Genomic DNA, 15,407 nt, shown 5'->3' with positions numbered 1-15,407 from the left:
CGTCAGAAGACGTACGGGTCCCCGGTGGCCGGCACCAGCACCCGGTGCCCGGCGTTCACCGGGTTCCGGTCGCTCGCCCCGCCGTTCCACGCGGTGGCGACGTGCAGCACGACCTCGTGCGGGCTGCCGGCCGTGCCGAGTTCCAGTCCGAGCGTCCGGCCAGGTCCGTCCGCCGGCAAGAACACCCGTCGCGCACAGCAACTCCCGCTCGGCGGCCCGCAGGCACCCGTGCGGCAGCTTCGGCGTACCGGCCGGCGGCACCGAAAGGGTGAGCCGCACGGTCACCCCGGCGAGGGCGGAGGGACCGTGGTTCAGCGTCGTCACAGAGATCGCGACCCGCCCGTCGGTCAGCGGCACGCGGCCGTGGTGCGCCACATCGGCCTCCGGCGCGATACCCGCGACGCGACGGCCGTCCACGCCCCGGTCGCCCACACCGCTGTCCGGGCCCCCGCCGACGCCCGCGACGTTCCCGCCGTCCACACCGCCGCCATCCGCGCCCGCACTCGCCGCCCCCGCGCCGATCAGCAGCAGCCCGGCCGCGGTCCCCGCCGGCAGGGCCCTTCGCATCGCACACATGAGCCAGAAGATACCTATTGCCCGAAAATACGAGTGATTGCGCGGGAGCTCCGGCGGGTCCTGCCGATCTATTCTGGCGGCGTCGCGATCACCATCGATCACACGCGCGAGGAGCTACGACATGAGCACCGCTGGGACACCCGTCGCCGTCGTCACCGGGGCCAGTAGCGGCATCGGTGCGGCCACCGGGCGCCAACTGGCCGCCGCCGGCTATCACGTGGTCCTCACCGCCCGCCGCAAGGACCGCATCGAGGCGCTGGCCGCCGAGCTCACCGCCGCCGGCCACCGCGCCACCGCCCACCCCCTCGACGTCACGGACCGCCCTGCCGTCGACTCCTTCGCCGCCGGCCTCGAGCGTTGCGACGTCCTGGTGAACAACGCGGGCGGTGCCCTGGGCGCCGACCCGGTCGCCACCGGCGATCCGGCCGACTGGCGCCGGATGTTCGAGGTCAACGTCATCGGCACGCTCAACCTCACCCAGGCACTGCTCCCGGCGCTCACCGCGAGCGGTGACGGCACGGTCGTGATCCTCTCGTCCACCGCGGGCCTCAGCACATACGAGGGCGGCGGCGGATATGTCGCGGCCAAGCACGGCGAGCACGTCCTCGCCGAGACCCTCCGGCTGGAGATCGTCGGCAACCCGGTCCGGGTGATCGAGGTCGCCCCAGGCATGGTCAGGACGGAGGAGTTCGCGACCACCCGCTTCCGCGGGGACACCGACAAGGCCGCCAAGGTCTACGCGGGTGTGGCTCAGCCGCTCACCGCAGACGACGTGGCGGACACCATCACCTGGGCCGTCACCCGCCCACCGCACGTCAACATCGATCTCCTGGTCGTCAGGCCCCGCGCCCAGGCGTCCAACTCGAAGGTGCACAGGGAGCTGTGACGACCGACGGCCCCACCATCACCCGGCTGACCCCGGACGCCATGCCCGCCGCCGCCCCCGATCTCGCCGCACTGCTCCTCGACGCGGTGGACGACGGCGCCTCCGTGGGCTTCACCTCGTCCCTCACCTCCGCACAGGCCGAGGCCTGGTGGCGCTCCCTCGCCCCCGACCTCGCCGACGAACGCGTGGTCCTCTGGGCCGCTCACGACGGCGGCCGGCTCATAGGCACCGTCCAGCTCAGACTCGAGACGTCCGCCAACGGCCGGCACCGCGCGGAGATCGCCAAGCTCCTGGTCCACCGTGCGGCCCGTGGGCGCGGCATCGCCCGCCGTCTCCTCGCCACGGCCGAGGCCTTCGCCGCCGCGTCCGGCCGCACCCTGTTGATGCTGGACACCCAGACCGGCAGCGCGGCGGAGAGCCTCTACCGCACCTCGGGCTGGTCGGCCCTCGGCACGCTTCCCGACTACGCCGCCGACCCGTCCGGCACGCTGCGCCCGACGACGTTCTTCCACAAGTCCCTGCCGGTAGCGCGCGGCTGAGACATACGGCGGGCGCCGGACCGATCCGGTCCGGCGCCCGCCGGGAGGGCATGGAGCCAGGGGCCCTCAACCCTTCACACAGATGACCTGCTTCAGCTTGGCGACGACCTCGACCAGGTCCCGCTGCTGGTCCATCACTTGCTCGATCGGCTTGTACGCGCCCGGGATCTCATCCACGACGCCGGAGTCCTTGCGGCACTCCACGCCTCGCGTCTGCTCCTCCAGGTCACGCGCGGAGAATCGCCGCTTCGCCGCGTTCCGGCTCATCTTGCGGCCGGCGCCGTGCGAGGCCGAGTTGAAGGACGCCTCGTTGCCGAGGCCCTTCACGATGTACGAGCCTGTGCCCATGGAGCCTGGGATGATCCCGAAATCACCACTGCCGGCCCGGATCGCGCCCTTGCGCGTGACCAGCAGGTCCATGCCCGCGTACCGCTCCTCCGCCACGTAGTTGTGGTGGCAGCTGATCTCCTGCTCGAAGCTGACCTTGGCCTTCCTGAAATCCTTGCGGATCACTTCCTTCAGGAGCCCCATCATGACCGCGCGGTTGTACTTGGCGTACTCCTGCGCCCAGAAGAGGTCGTTGCGGTAGGCCGCCATCTGTGGGGTGTCCGAGACGAACACCGCCAAATCGCGGTCGATCAGCCCCTGGTTGTAGGGAAGCTTCTGCGCCTCGCCGATATGGTGATCGGCGAGCTCCTTGCCGATGTTCCGAGAACCGGAGTGCAGCATGAGCCATACCGAGCCGGATGTGTCGATGCACACCTCGACGAAGTGATTCCCTGAGCCGAGCGTCCCCATCTGCTTCGTCGCCCGCTCCCGGCGGAACTTCACCGCGTCGGCCACAGAGTCGAACCGCTCCCAGAGCCCGTCCCAGCCGCCGGCCTGGAGGCCGTACACCTTCCCGGGGTCGACCATCTCGTCGTGCATTCCGCGCCCCACCGGGATGGCCTGCTCGATCCGGGTACGGAGCCGCGAGAGGTCGCCCGGCAGGTCGTTGGCCGTCAGCGACGTCCGCACCGCCGACATACCGCAGCCGATGTCCACACCGACGGCGGCCGGACAGACCGCACCGTGCATCGCGATCACCGAGCCCACGGTGGCGCCCTTGCCGTAGTGCACGTCCGGCATCACGGCGAGGCCCTTGATCCACGGCAGTGTGGCCACGTTCCGCAGCTGCTGCAGCGCGACGTCCTCGACCGTCGAAGGGTCGGTCCACATACGGATCGGGACCTTGGCGCCCGGCATCTCCACGTACGACATATTTACTCGATTCCCCCGAAACGGCGTGAAACGCAAATGACGTGACCAATGACAGTGAAAGACTCGACAGACCGGCGGCCACGGCAGCGTGTGCGATAGACATTGTGTCCATCGGCCTCCGAACGGCGGCAACCAGTTTTCGCCGTAACAGCGGCGCGGAGCACAGACAGAAGGGAGCCCGGGCGTGCAACGAAAGGCGTACGTGCCCGGCGTGGCGGCGCTTCTCGCGGCGCTCGTGACCGGCTGCACCGCCGGCGACGGCACCGAGGGCTCCGACATCGACGCCAAGGTCAACGGGGCCAAGGCCTCCGCGGCACCCCCCGGCAAGTACCGCACGCTTCTCGAGCCGTGCGGGTCCGTCGAGCGTTCCACGCTGACGGACCTGCTGCCGGGCACCGTGACGCTGCCCGAGGAGCAGCAGCAGAAGGTCCTGCGTGGCACCGCCGCCGTCACCTACGACACGGACCGCCGCGTCGCGTGCAGCTGGAAGGGCGACGCCCCGGACGCCTCCCACCAGCTGCGGGTCGACTTCGAACGCGTCGTCTCCTACGACCCGGCCGTCAGCGACGACGACCGCGCACAGGAGGTCTTCGAGACGAAGCAGGATTCCGCTTCCGTTCCGATCGCGCCCCTGAAGGACGAGCCGGAGACCGACGGCGCCTCGCCGTCGGCCACCCAGATTCCCGCGGCCGGGAGTTCGAGCGGCGCCGACCCGGCCGCCGGAGCGTCCACGGACACGGCGGCCGGAGCCTCCGCGTCCACCGGTACGTCCTCCTCCGCTCCCGGGCTCGAGGGCCTCGAGCCCCGGGCGCTGGACGGGCTCGGTGACGCGGCGTTCCTGGACGACGTGCTCGGCCGCGCCGGTTCCACGGTTCAGCGCCGCACCGTGAGCGTGGTGTTCCGCACATCCAATGTGATCGTCACCGTCGTCTACGGCGAGCAGCCGGCCGTGACGGGAGGAGTGCCCGACAGCAAGGAACTGCAGGAAAAAGCGCGGAGTCTGGCCCGGAAACTGGCGGAGCAGTTCAACGAGTGAGCGGCCTCGCGGCCCGGGTTGCGCCGTTTTCGCGTTCAACGGTCCGGCACACAGTTGTGGCGGGTCCGCGTACGGTGGCCTCGCCGGTGCGTCCGGCTGCCGCCCCGACGGACCGGCTGCCCGGCCACCGACTGCCTGACCGATCGACCGAGTGCCTGATCGACCACGTACCCGACCGACCGGGTACCTGACCGACCGGGTACCTGACCGACTGAAGGAACCATGCACCGTTCAGCCCCGCGACTCACCCGCATACTCGCCTGCGCCGCCGTCCCGGTGATGCTCGTCGTCGCAGGCTGCTCCTCGGACTCCGACAGCGCTTCCAAGGGCTCCGCCTCCTCCGCCTCCGCCACCCCTGAGGCCAAGAAGTCCCCGACCGTCGCTCCCGCCAAGTTCAGCAAGCTGCCGAGTCCGTGCGACTCGATCGCAAAGAAGACGATCGAGGACCTGGTGCCCGGCACCAAGTCCAAGGGCGGCACGGCCGGCAAGTCGTCGGACATCGCGCGGCGCGGCAGCTGCTCCTGGAACGGCCTGGACGACAACGGCGTGAAGGGCTCGCAGTACCGCTGGCTCGATGTCTCTTTCCTGCGCTACGACTCCGACGCCTCGCTCGCCGTGAGCGGCGAGCAGCGCGCCGTGGAGTCGTACGCCAAGGAGATCGCGAAGGCCAAGGGCACCGAGGGCGCCAAGAACGTCAAGACGTCACCGGCACCGGGTGTGGGCGACGAGGCGACGACGGTCAACTACACGCTGCGCAAGACCGACGAGGACTTCACCTACGTCACGATCGTGGCCCGCACCGAGAACGGTGTGGTGACACTCACGTACAACGGCACGGGTTACGCGGGCGCGAAGAATCCCTCCGCCGCCGATCTGTCGAAGGACGCCCTCAGGGCCGCCAAGGAGGCAGTGGCCTCGGTCGCCACGGCCAACAAGTAGTACACAAGTACGTAACGCCGGGAGCCCGGAGGACCGGACTCCGGTGGCATGTGCCAGGCTGTGCCCGCCGGTTCAGGATCCGCGCAGGGGCCTGTGCGGAAATCCGGTCCAGGAATTGGGGAGGGGTCGCGGGTGGCCGCGATGCAGCTGACACGCACGCACCGAATACTCATCGGGGTCGTCGTCGCGGGCGCGTTGATCATCGCCGCGATCGGCTTCGCCGGGTCGTACGCCGCCGTGCGCGAGCTCGCGGAGCAGAAGGGCTTCGGCGACTTCTCCCTGGTCTTCCCCATCGGCATCGACGCCGGCATCTGTGTGCTGCTGGCGCTCGACCTGCTGCTGACGTGGATGCGGATACCTTTCCCGCTGCTGCGCCAGACGGCCTGGCTGCTGACCTTCGCGACGATCGCGTTCAACGGCGCGGCCGCGTGGCCGGATCCGCTCGGTGTCGGCATGCACGCCGTCATCCCGATTTTGTTCGTCGTGGCCGTCGAGGCGGCCAGGCACGCGGTGGGCCGGATCGCGGACATCACGGCCGACAAGCACATGGAGGGCGTGCGGCTGACCCGCTGGCTGCTCTCGCCCGTCCCGACGTTCAAGCTGTGGCGGCGGATGAAGCTGTGGGAGCTGCGCAGCTATGAGCAGGTGATCAAGCTCGAGCAGGACCGGCTGATCTACCAGGCCCGTCTTCAGGCGCGTTTCGGCCGGGCGTGGCGGCGCAAGGCCCCGATCGAGGCGCTGATGCCGCTGCGGCTGGCGAAGTTCGGCGTGCCGCTGGCGCAGACCGCCCCGGCCGGCCTGGCGGCCGCCGGCATCGAGCCGGTCCTGCTGCCCCCGTCGCCGGTGGCGCAGGCCGCGGCGCAGCCGGAGCTGCCGGTGGGCGGCGAGGCGGAGGAGCCGGCCCGGCGCGAGCCGGAGCGAGCGGTCGCCTCCCGGCGTGACGAGCCGGCTTCCGAAGTTCCCGGCGAGGAGCCGTACGAGGGTCCGGGCTCCCATGAGAGCCCCTGGTTCGCGGCTCCGCAGGTTCCGCAGGACGCGTACGAGCGGGCGTACAACCCGACGTACGTGGAGGGCCTGGAGCCTCACCCGGTGCCGGTCCCGGCAGGTCCCGGCCGCACGCGTCCGCTCGGTTCCGGGCCGTCGCCCGAGTCGCAGGCGCAGGACGGGCCGTACGAGCAGCAGGTTCCCTACGCCCCGCAGCAGGTGGCGCCGTACCAGCAGCCTTACGCCCGGCAGGAGCCGGCCGAGACCTACGCGGACAGCGTCGAGGGCCCCGTGCCCTTCGAGGAGCCCGCGTCCGAGCCCGCCCCCGACTACACGGCCGAGGACAAGGAGTTCGCGGAGCTCGCGTACCCGGTGTTCAGGACGTACGTCAAAGAGAACAACGATTGGCCGAAGGCCGACCACCTCGACATACTGCTCGCCGACCGCCACGGGGTGAACCACCCGCGCAGTGGGGCGCTGCTGCGCCGCCTGATGCCCGAGTTCAAGAACCGCCACCAGGCCGACCTGGAGGCCGAGCACATCGCGTGACCGGGCGGGGCCTCACGTCGCAGCCGCTTCGAGGCGGCCTCCACGTCCCGCCCGCTTCTTGGCGGCCGCGGGTCACGCCCGCTTCTTCGCGGCCTCCGCCGCGAGTGCGAGCGCCACGCCCGCCACGGCCACGGCGATGTAGCCGGCCGACGGGATCTCCCACCATTTGTGGAGCAGGCCCCAGGGCTTGTCGGCGAAGGTCGGGCCGGCCCAGCCCAGTACGCCCTGGACGCCGGTCACCCGGCCGATGATTGCCGCGATTTCCTTCACGCCTCCACCGTCTCCCGGTTCCGTGACCGCTTCCTCGTGCGCACGGCGGATCCCGGGGCGGGCAGAAGGATGCAGAAACGCCGCAGGGCCCTCACCCCTCATGGGGCGAGGGCCCTGCCGGGCACGGTCGTCAGGCGGCCAGCAGTTTGCGGACCCGGTCCGCACCCACTGCCAGCAGCAGCGTGGGCAGACGCGGTCCGGTCTCACGGCTGACGAGCAGGCGGTACAGCAGCGCGAAGAAGGAGCGCTGGGCGATCTTCAGTTCCGGCGTGGGCTTGGCGTCCGGCTCCAGACCGGCCATCACCTTCGGTACGCCGTAGACGAGCGTGGTCAGGCCGTCCAGGGACCAGTGCGTGTCCAGGCCCTCCAGCAGCAGCCGAAGCGACTCACGGCCCTCGTCGTCCAGGGTGGCGAGCAGCTCCGTGTCGGGCTCGGCGCGGACCACGGTGCGCTGGTCGGCCGGGACCTGGGTGGTGATCCAGTTCTCGGCGCGGTCCAGCCGCGGCCGTGCCTCGTCGAGCGAGGAGAGCGGGTTCGCCGGGTCGAGGTCGCTGAGGATGCGCAGGGTCTGCTCGTCGTGGCCGCCGGTGATGTCGACGACGGAGGCGAGCGTGCGGTAGGGCAGCGGGCGCGGGGTGCGCGGCAGCTCGCCGGCGGCCGTGCGAACGGCCCGCGAGTACGCGGCGGCGTCGGCCGGCAGCGCGCCGCCGTCCTCGACCTTCGCGGCGAGCTTGTCCCACTCGTCGTAGAGCCGCTGGATCTCCTGGTCGAAGGCGATCTTGAAGGACTGGTTGGGCCTGCGGCGGGCGTACAGCCAGCGCAGCAGCGGCGCCTCCATGATCTTCAGCGCGTCGGCCGGGGTCGGCACACCGCCGCGCGACGACGACATCTTGGCCATGCCGCTGATGCCGACGAACGCGTACATGGGGCCGATCGGCTGGACGCCGTCGAAGATCTCGCGGACGATCTGCCCGCCGACGACGAAGGACGAGCCCGGGGAGGAGTGGTCGACGCCGCTCGGCTCGAAGATCACTCCTTCGTAGGCCCAGCGCATCGGCCAGTCGACCTTCCAGACGAGCTTGCCGCGGTTGAACTCGCTCAGCCGGACGGTCTCGCTGAAGGTGCAGGCGGTGCAGGTGTACGCCAGCTCGGTGGTCGTGTCGTCGTACGAGGTGACCGTGGTCAGGTCCTTGCCGCACTGCCCGCAGTAGGGCTTGTACGGGTAGTACCCGCCGGCGCCGCCGCTGCCGTCGTCCTCCGCGGCCGCGCCGGAACCCTCCGCCGCTTCGAGCTCGGCCTCGTCGACCGGCTTCTGCGACTTCTTCGCGGGGGCCTTCTTGGTGCGGTACTGGTCGAGGATCGCGTCGATGTCGCCGCGGTGCTTCATCGCGTGCAGGATCTGCTCGCGGTAGGCGCCCGACGTGTACTGCTCGGTCTGGCTGATCCCGTCGTACTCGACGCCCAGCTCGTCCAGGGCGGCGGTCATCGCGGCCTTGAAGTGCTCGGCCCAGTTCGGGTGGGCCGAGCCGGCGGGCGCGGGGACGGAGGTCAGCGGCTTGCCGATGTGCTCCGCCCAGGACTCGTCGATGCCCTCGACACCGGCCGGCACCTTGCGGTAGCGGTCGTAGTCGTCCCAGGAGATCAGATGGCGGACCTCGTGGCCCCGCCGCCGGATCTCGTCGGCGACCAGGTGCGGTGTCATGACCTCGCGGAGGTTGCCCAGGTGGATGGGGCCGGAGGGGGACAGGCCGGACGCGACGACGACCGGTTTGCCAGGCGCACGTCGCTCCGACTCGGCGATGACCTCGTCCGCGAAACGGGAGACCCAGTCGGTCTCGGTGCTGCTCTGAGCCACGGTCGGCACGTCCTTCTTTCTCGAAGCTTCTCGAAGCTGGCTGAAGCTGGGGCGGAGCTGGGCGGAGCCGGAGCTCTCAGTCATTCTCCCAGACGGAGCAGATCGCTCCGGGCTCTGCGGGGCGCGGCTCATTGTTCCGGGAAACCGCTTGTGTCTCCATGGGATACTTGACAACCGCAACAGACCTTCTCCTATCGGAACGGAAGCTCATGGCCTCGGTCCCTTCCCTCGCTTCGAATGTGCAGCAGCGCCTCGCGGACGCCCTCACGGCAGCCCTGCCGGAGGCCGGTGCCGCCGACCCCCTGCTGCGACGAAGCGACCGGGCCGACTTCCAGGCCAACGGCATCCTGGCGCTGGCCAAGAAGCTGGGGGGCAATCCCCGCGAGCTGGCGGCCAAGGTCGTGGACGCCATCGGCCCGAACGACGTCCTGGGGGACATCGAGGTCTCCGGCCCCGGCTTCCTGAACATCACGATCACCGACAAGGCGATCACGCGGACGCTGGCCGCGCGTGCGGCCGACGACCGTCTCGGCGTGCCCTTCGCCGCGGAGTCCGGCACCACGGTGATCGACTACGCGCAGCCGAACGTGGCCAAGGAGATGCACGTCGGGCATCTGCGGTCCGCCGTGATCGGTGACGCGATGGTGCAGATCATGGAGTTCACCGGCGAGAAGGTGGTCCGTCGCCACCACATCGGCGACTGGGGCACCCAGTTCGGCATGCTCATCCAGTACCTGATCGAGCACCCGCACGAGCTGGACCACAAGGACGGCGTCTCCGGCGAGGAGGCGATGTCCAACCTGAACCGCCTCTACAAGGCCTCGCGCACCCTGTTCGACTCCGACGAGGAGTTCAAGGACCGGGCCCGGCGCCGTGTGGTGGACCTCCAGGCCGGCGACGAGGAGACCCTCGCGCTGTGGCAGAGGTTCGTCGACGAGTCGAAGATCTACTTCTACTCGGTCTTCGAGAAGCTCGACATGGAGATCCGTGACCCCGACATCGTCGGCGAGTCCGGGTACAACGACATGCTCGACGAGACCTGCCGCATCCTCGAGGAGTCCGGCGTCGCCGTGCGCTCCGAGGGCGCTCTGTGCGTGTTCTTCGACGACGTGAAGGGCCCCGACGGCAATCCGGTCCCGCTGATCGTGAAGAAGTCCAACGGCGGCTACGGCTACGCCGCGACCGACCTCTCCGCGATCCGCGACCGTGTGCAGAGCCTCGGCGCTGACACCCTCGTGTACGTCGTCGACGCCCGCCAGTCCCTGCACTTCAAGATGGTCTTCGAGACCGCCCGCCGGGCCGGCTGGCTGAACGAAAAGGTCAAGGCGGTCCAGCTGGCCTTCGGCACCGTGCTGGGCAAGGACGGCAAGCCGTTCAAGACCCGTGAGGGCGAGACGGTACGGCTGGTGGACCTGCTGGACGAGGCGATCGACCGTGCGACCGCGGTGGTGCGCGAGAAGGCCGAGAAGGTGGGCCTGAGCGAGCAGGAGATCGTCGAGAACGGCCGGTACGTGGGCGTGGGCGCGGTGAAGTACGCCGACCTGTCGACGTCCGCGGTGCGCGACTACAAGTTCGACCTGGACCAGATGGTGTCGCTGAACGGCGACACGTCCGTGTACCTGCAGTACGCGTACGCCCGTATCCAGTCGATCAAGCGCAAGGCGGGCGACCGCAGCCCGGTCGCGCACCCGGAGCTCGCGCTCGCCCCGGCGGAGCGTGCGCTCGGTCTCCACCTGGACCAGTTCGGTGAGGTGCTGGCCGAGGTGGCGTCCTCGTACGAGCCGCACAAGCTGGCCGCGTACCTGTACCAGCTGGCCTCGCACCTGACGACGTTCTACGACCAGTGCCACGTGCTGAGCGCGGACAATCCGGCGGAGGTCGTGGAGAACCGCCTCTTCCTCGTCGACCTCACCGGGCGGACGCTGCACCAGGGCATGGCGCTGCTGGGCATCCGGACGCCCGAGCGTCTCTGATCACACGGTTTCACCCACTGGCCGGACGAGTCAGCGAGCCACCCACTCGCCCTTGTCCGGCCAGTAGTCGTACATGGGACGGCCTTCCGCGGCACTGGTACGGAACGGCCTGCCGCCGTCGTCCACCCGGACGGTCCCGCTCCGGTCACCGCTGCTCCAGGCGACCTCCAGATACCAGCTGACGTCGTGCCCCTCGGTGTGCACGTCGAAGTTGAGAACCTGCGGATCGTTCGACGCCACCTTGTACGGGAAGTCCTTGGCGGGCACGGTCAGATCGCCGTCCGTCCCCGCGACGGGCTTCACGACGGGGCGGCCCGCGTCGAGGTCGATGTCGAAGGTCTGCGGGGTGACGCCGCTGCCGCACCCCTCGCCCATCGAGTACGCGTTCCAGGCGAGCGCCGCGCCCCGGGCAACGGTCCGTACGTGCACGGCGTTGATGACGACCGAATCCTCGGTCCTGCCGGTGGCGGTCAGCTGGAGCTGCATATGGCCGGCGTCGACGCCGCCGAGCACGCGGGCCCAGCGCCGGCGGTCCTGCGGGGCGGGCGGCGGGGGGACTCCGTCCGACTTCCCCTCGAACAGGTAGTACTGCCCGCACGGCGACGCCCAGTTGTACGAACTGACCCCCACGCGCAGCGGCACACCGCCGACCGGGGCCTTGCCGTCGCGGGACGCCTCCGCGGACGGGGTCGCGCTGCGAGGGGAGGCACTCGGGTCCTCGCTGCTGTTCGGTGAGGCGCTCGTCGAGGGCGGGGCGGAGCCGGTGGCTGAGGCGGAACGGGACACGGCCCCGGTCGGCGCCCCAGCTCCGGCAGACCCGTCGGCCGAGGCACCCGTGGCCGCCGTGTCCCTGGAGTCGCCGGAGTCGCTCGCGACGACTGCCACGGGGACGGCCAGCGCGACGACGGCGGCTGCGGACAGAGCCATGAGAAGGGCCTTGCCCCGGGAGCGGTCGACGGTGCCGGGCCGCGGTCCGCCCTCGACGGTGGCGCCGGTGGCGGCCTGCGGAGCGGGCTCGTCCGCGGCGGGGGCGGGGGCCGCCTCGGCCGTGCCGCCGGTGCTCGCGCCGCCGTCCGTGACGCCGGTGCCGCGTCCCGTTTCCTCGTCGGTCGCGGCCCCCACGGCCGGCGCGGCGGCCGGGGCTGCCGGCTCCGATCCGGCGCGTCCGCGTCGACGGGCCTCGTCCGCGACGATCCACCGCCGATGCAGATCGACCAACTCCTCGCGCTGCGCACCGCACAGCCGCGCGAGCCGGTCGACGGGGGCGAACTCGGCCGGAACCGCGTCGCCGTTGCAGTAGCGGTGCAGCGTCGACGTGCTGACGTGCAGCTTGGCGGCCAGCACTCCGTAGCTGAGTCCGGAGCGGTCCTTCAACTGCCGCAGCACGGACGCGAGCTGGTCGGCCTCCGGCGTCGTCGCCACTGCTGTTCTCCCCCGCGTCGCCGGTGCCACGTCCCGGAACGGCGTTCCAGGGAAGGGCTTTTCACCCAGGTCAGAGTACTCACAGGCATTCCGGCATCCCCAATGGTCCGGTGGGCGTTGCGGCCGGAATCCGCCCCTCGCCAACCTGTGACCACGCCGCAAGGCACCGACAGAGAACGACCTTTCAACGGGGAGAACGCCCACCATGCGCACCAACCTGATCCGCACGACGGCCGTCGCCGCCACCGCCCTGATCGCGGCCCTCTCGCTCACCGCCTGCCAGGGCGACGACGGCGCCCGGGACGAGGGCGCGGCCCCTTCCGCGAGTGCTCCCGCCCCGCAGAAGCCGACCCAGGACCCGACCGCGGACCCGAAGGCGTCCCCGGCTTCGGACCCGGCCGGGTCCGCGAGCCCGTCGGCCGGCAAGCCGGCAGGCGACGGCAAGGGGAGCAGCGCAGGCAACACCGGCGGCACGGGTGGCTCCGGCGGTCCCGCCGCCGGCTCCGGTGGCGGGAGAGAGGATGCGGGCCCGGTCACGACTGCCTGCGGCGCGGACGTGAAGGTCACCTACAGCACGGTGCGCCGGCCCATCAACCACGCGCTGCTCACCATGACCAACACAGGCTCGAAGCCGTGCAACGCGTACCACGCGCCGCTGCTCCGCTTCGACGACGCGCAGGCCGCCACGGCCGTCAACCAGGACAGCAGGCCGCAGGCCGTCGTCACCATCGCCCCGGGCGAGTCCGCCTACGCCTCGATCATGCTCGCGGCGGCGGACGGCAGCGGGAGCGACGGCCGTACGGCCGCCGGGCTCGCCGTGCATTTCGCCCCGCGCAGCGGTTCCGGCTCGACCGACGCCGCCCCGGCCGTGATCAGCCTGCCGGCCGACACGTACACCGACACCACCACGACGGTCAGCTACTGGCAGGGCTCGATGGACGACGCCCTCATGTACTGATTGCTGTGCAGGCGATCGGGGACCCCGGGACTGCCGGGGCCCCCGATCAGCGACTCCCGCTCACCGCAGGAGCTGGTGGGACTGCCTTCCTGATGCCTGGTCGATCTCCGTGTGCGCCTTCTGCAGGAGCTGGGAAGCGAGGTCCATCAGCGCACGGGCGCCGGCGATCTCCTCACCGACGAGCAGTTGTGGCTGGTCGGAGTGGTGCCGATTTGCGTTTCCGTGCCCGCGGTACTCCGTCCCGTCACCGAGCCTCACCATGGCGGCCGCCCTGGTCCGGTCGCCCTCCTCCTTGAACTCCATCTCGATGTGCCATCCGACGAGTGTCTGCATGGCGGTTCACCTCCAGCGGTACCCCTTCAAGGGTGCGCCGCACGGTCCCTGAACGCGAGTGCGCGCCCCGGAAACACCGGCGGGCGCACGGCCCGCGGCCCTGCCGGTGGGCCGGCCCCCCACCCCGGGTGCATCTGACGACACCCGCGGTACGGGGGTGCGCCGGCTGCCCGCGGCTCCGCCGTCTCCGTAGCGTCATGCGCATGTCGAAAACAACCGTGGTGATCGCCACCGTCGCCGCCCTCGCGGCCGGTGCCCTGACCGGCGCAGGCGCCCCCGGCGGGGCAGCCGCCGACCCGCCCACCGGTACCTCCCCCGTCGTGCGCACGGCGGACGGCGCGGTACGCGGCACCGTCACCGAAACCGCCCGCGTCTTCCAGGGCATCCCGTACGCCGCCCCGCCCACGCGCTGGGAGCCGCCCGGGCCCGTGCGGGCATGGCGAGGCATACGGGACGCGACCGGGCCGGGAGCGGCGTGCGCGCAGTCCGGCGCCATCCCGGTCAAGGGCCCGCGGAGCGACGCCGAGGACTGCCTCTTCGTCAACGTCACGACTCCGCGCGCCGCCGCGCCGTCGCCCCGTCCGGTCATGGTCTGGCTGCACGGCGGGGACCACGAGGACGGCGAGGGGGCGATGTACGGGGCGGAGCCTCTCGCGGCGGGCGGCGATGTCGTGGTCGTGACGGTCAACTACCGGCTCGGGGCCCTCGGCTACCTGGGCGACGGCAACTTCGGTCTCCAGGACCAGCAAGCGGCCCTGCGCTGGGTCCGGGCGAACGTGGCGGCCTTCGGCGGCGACCCACGCAATGTGACGCTGTTCGGCGAGTCGGGCGGCGCCCGCAGCGTCTGCGCGAACCTGGTCTCGCCCGCGTCGGCCGGCCTGTTCCACCGGGCGGTCCTGCAGAGCGGCCCGTGCCTGGACGAGGACGAGACCCTGACCCGCGCCGAGGCCCTGCGTCACGCGCGGCACCTGGAAGGCAAGTTCGAGCAGCCCCTGCGCACGGTGTCCGCGGCGAAGCTGGTGGCGGCGGACGACGAGGAGACGCGCTACGGCCCTGCCTACGGCACCCGGCTGCTGCCCCGCACCCCCCGCGAGGCGTTCGCGTCCGGACGCTTCAACCGCGTGCCCGTACTGCACGGCATCAACCGCGACGAGGAAACGTTCCGCGTGTACGGCCTGGAGTTGGCCCGGCAGCGCCTGCTCGACGAGCAGGACTTCCGTGCGTACGTGGCCGGCGTTTACGGCGCGGAGGTCGCAAAGAGGGCTCTCGCGCGGTATCCGGCGAGCGCGTACGGCGGCTCGTACGGGCGGGCGCTCGCGGCGGCCATGACGGACGCCGTCTGGGGACGTCCGGCGATCGTCACCAATGACGCCCTGGGCGCGCGGACGCCGACGTACGCCTACGAGTTCTCCGAGCAGGACAACCCGTGGTTCAAGGGCTTCCCGCGGGCGAGCTTCCCGGTCGGCGCACCGCACCTCGCCGAGCTGCCATATCTGTTCGACCTCGACTGGTCCGAACCACTGACGGCGGAGCAGCGGCGCCTGGCCGCCGCGCTGACCGGAATCTGGTCGGACTTCGCGCGCACCGGCCGCGCACCGTGGAAGCCGTACACGCCGGTCGCGCCGCACACCGCGGCCGTCTCGTCCGAGGGCGTCCGCCCCGCGGATCTCGCGAAGGAGCACAACTACTCCTTCTGGAAGGACCTCTGAGACCGCTGAACCGGATGGACTTACCCGGAAGTCACATTGGTCTATACCTTGACTCGATCACGACAATCACGCTTGAGTGTGCGCACAGCCCCCCACCGCGGCCGCGCCCGGAGAGCAA

At 70.9% G+C, this 15,407-nt stretch carries 14 protein-coding genes; 8 read left to right on the top strand and 6 right to left on the bottom strand.

Annotated features, from left to right (window positions below; translation table 11 throughout):
• Positions 1-2: 2 nt before the first annotated feature.
• On the bottom strand, positions 3-185 hold the full coding sequence (locus MDN94_RS10215; RefSeq protein WP_482725547.1) for a hypothetical protein: 183 nt from the start codon (positions 183-185) through the stop codon (positions 3-5).
• A 512-nt stretch (positions 186-697) separates the two neighbouring features.
• Between MDN94_RS10215 and MDN94_RS10210 the strand changes: the two genes are divergently transcribed.
• On the top strand, positions 698-1,462 hold the full coding sequence (locus MDN94_RS10210) for an SDR family oxidoreductase (RefSeq protein ID WP_482725546.1): 765 nt from the start codon (positions 698-700) through the stop codon (positions 1,460-1,462).
• Positions 1,459-2,001: a GNAT family N-acetyltransferase gene (locus MDN94_RS10205; RefSeq protein WP_482725545.1), complete on the top strand. Its 543-nt coding sequence runs from the start codon at positions 1,459-1,461 to the stop codon at positions 1,999-2,001. The genes MDN94_RS10210 and MDN94_RS10205 overlap by 4 nt, the downstream gene beginning before the upstream one ends.
• A gap of 66 nt (positions 2,002-2,067) precedes the next feature.
• Here MDN94_RS10205 and MDN94_RS10200 read toward each other — a convergent pair whose 3' ends face one another.
• Positions 2,068-3,261, bottom strand: a complete 1,194-nt coding sequence (locus MDN94_RS10200; protein ID WP_482725544.1) for an RtcB family protein — start codon at positions 3,259-3,261, stop codon at positions 2,068-2,070.
• Positions 3,262-3,445: 184 nt separating this feature from the next.
• Here MDN94_RS10200 and MDN94_RS10195 point away from each other — a divergent pair, with 184 nt between their 5' ends.
• From MDN94_RS10195 to MDN94_RS10185, 3 genes are all read left to right on the top strand, one after another.
• A complete protein-coding gene (locus tag MDN94_RS10195) occupies positions 3,446-4,297 on the top strand; it encodes a DUF3558 domain-containing protein (protein ID WP_482725543.1) in 852 nt (283 codons plus the stop codon).
• Between the two features lie 222 nt (positions 4,298-4,519).
• Positions 4,520-5,236, top strand: coding sequence for a DUF3558 domain-containing protein (locus tag MDN94_RS10190; RefSeq protein ID WP_482725542.1), 717 nt, complete (start codon positions 4,520-4,522; stop codon positions 5,234-5,236).
• Between the two features lie 132 nt (positions 5,237-5,368).
• Positions 5,369-6,769, top strand: coding sequence for a DUF2637 domain-containing protein (locus tag MDN94_RS10185; RefSeq protein ID WP_482725541.1), 1,401 nt, complete (start codon positions 5,369-5,371; stop codon positions 6,767-6,769).
• Between the two features lie 72 nt (positions 6,770-6,841).
• Here MDN94_RS10185 and MDN94_RS10180 read toward each other — a convergent pair whose 3' ends face one another.
• Both MDN94_RS10180 and lysS read right to left on the bottom strand, forming a co-directional pair.
• On the bottom strand, positions 6,842-7,039 hold the full coding sequence (locus MDN94_RS10180) for a hypothetical protein (protein ID WP_482725540.1): 198 nt from the start codon (positions 7,037-7,039) through the stop codon (positions 6,842-6,844).
• A gap of 130 nt (positions 7,040-7,169) precedes the next feature.
• Positions 7,170-8,903, bottom strand: a complete 1,734-nt coding sequence (lysS, locus tag MDN94_RS10175; RefSeq protein WP_482727046.1) for a lysine--tRNA ligase — start codon at positions 8,901-8,903, stop codon at positions 7,170-7,172.
• Between the two features lie 200 nt (positions 8,904-9,103).
• Here lysS and argS point away from each other — a divergent pair, with 200 nt between their 5' ends.
• Positions 9,104-10,867: an arginine--tRNA ligase gene (argS, locus tag MDN94_RS10170; RefSeq protein WP_482725539.1), complete on the top strand. Its 1,764-nt coding sequence runs from the start codon at positions 9,104-9,106 to the stop codon at positions 10,865-10,867.
• Positions 10,868-10,897: 30 nt separating this feature from the next.
• On the opposite strand, the gene MDN94_RS10165 is transcribed toward argS, so the two are convergent.
• Positions 10,898-12,289 carry a helix-turn-helix domain-containing protein gene (locus MDN94_RS10165; RefSeq protein WP_482725538.1) on the bottom strand — a complete coding sequence of 464 codons (1,392 nt, stop codon included), beginning with the start codon at positions 12,287-12,289 and terminating at the stop codon, positions 10,898-10,900.
• Positions 12,290-12,494: 205 nt separating this feature from the next.
• On the opposite strand from MDN94_RS10165, the gene MDN94_RS10160 reads away from it, so the two are divergent.
• Complete coding sequence (locus tag MDN94_RS10160; protein ID WP_482725537.1) at positions 12,495-13,247, top strand: DUF4232 domain-containing protein; 753 nt, start codon at positions 12,495-12,497, stop codon at positions 13,245-13,247.
• A 60-nt stretch (positions 13,248-13,307) separates the two neighbouring features.
• On the opposite strand, the gene MDN94_RS10155 is transcribed toward MDN94_RS10160, so the two are convergent.
• A complete protein-coding gene (locus MDN94_RS10155) occupies positions 13,308-13,580 on the bottom strand; it encodes a DUF1876 domain-containing protein (RefSeq protein WP_441265632.1) in 273 nt (90 codons plus the stop codon).
• A 203-nt stretch (positions 13,581-13,783) separates the two neighbouring features.
• On the opposite strand from MDN94_RS10155, the gene MDN94_RS10150 reads away from it, so the two are divergent.
• On the top strand, positions 13,784-15,289 hold the full coding sequence (locus MDN94_RS10150) for a carboxylesterase/lipase family protein (RefSeq protein ID WP_482725536.1): 1,506 nt from the start codon (positions 13,784-13,786) through the stop codon (positions 15,287-15,289).
• The last annotated feature ends 118 nt before the right edge of the window (positions 15,290-15,407 follow it).

It is taken from the genome of Streptomyces sp. WAC00040 (assembly GCF_056835925.1).
Note: the sequence above shows the minus strand (reverse complement) of the source record. Positions and strands in the feature narration are given on the sequence as shown.

Bases quoted from the DNA above. Each gene is read 5' to 3' on its own strand.
- MDN94_RS10210 (WP_482725546.1), top strand. From the start codon at position 698: ATGAGCACCGCTGGGACACCCGTCGCCGTCGTCACCGGGGCCAGTAGC.
- MDN94_RS10200 (WP_482725544.1), bottom strand. From the start codon at position 3,261: ATGTCGTACGTGGAGATGCCGGGCGCCAAGGTCCCGATCCGTATGTGG.
- MDN94_RS10190 (WP_482725542.1), top strand. From the start codon at position 4,520: ATGCACCGTTCAGCCCCGCGACTCACCCGCATACTCGCCTGCGCCGCC.
- argS (WP_482725539.1), top strand. From the start codon at position 9,104: ATGGCCTCGGTCCCTTCCCTCGCTTCGAATGTGCAGCAGCGCCTCGCG.
- MDN94_RS10160 (WP_482725537.1), top strand. From the start codon at position 12,495: ATGCGCACCAACCTGATCCGCACGACGGCCGTCGCCGCCACCGCCCTG.
- MDN94_RS10155 (WP_441265632.1), bottom strand. From the start codon at position 13,580: ATGCAGACACTCGTCGGATGGCACATCGAGATGGAGTTCAAGGAGGAG.
- MDN94_RS10150 (WP_482725536.1), top strand. From the start codon at position 13,784: ATGTCGAAAACAACCGTGGTGATCGCCACCGTCGCCGCCCTCGCGGCC.